Below are 283 nucleotides of genomic sequence, written 5' to 3'. Positions count from 1 at the left end.
CGCGAGCCAGTCCTCGAGCGGCCGGGTCCACCAGCTTTCGGCGTCCAGCGGATTGACCGAGAGTCCCGGCAGACGGTGCCCGCTCTCGGTATCGATGCTCGTCCGCTCCGCATCCTGCGCGGGGCCTTCCGACCAGCGCACGTGAAGGCCCGGGCTGGCGCGCACCAGAGCGGCGAGTTCGGCCAGGCGGTGGATGACGAGCAGGGTGGAGGTGGGACGACCGGCGGCCGCGGACATGCGACGCAACGTACGGATCGGCTTGCACCGCCCGGAGGGCCTTGAC

General features: G+C 71.7%; 1 protein-coding gene. It reads right to left on the bottom strand.

Annotation, left to right across the window (positions count from 1 at the left end; all coding sequences use genetic code 11):
• The coding region (locus KVT44_RS56035) for a DUF6098 family protein (protein WP_254651251.1) at positions 1 to 237 on the bottom strand (237 nt) is incomplete at its 3' end.
• Between the last annotated feature and the right edge of the window lie 46 nt (positions 238 to 283).

The organism is Streptomyces sp. GbtcB7 (assembly GCF_019091445.1).
GTDB classification, from domain to species: domain Bacteria; phylum Actinomycetota; class Actinomycetes; order Streptomycetales; family Streptomycetaceae; genus Streptomyces; species Streptomyces mirabilis.
This window is presented reverse-complemented; position numbering and strand designations above follow the sequence as displayed.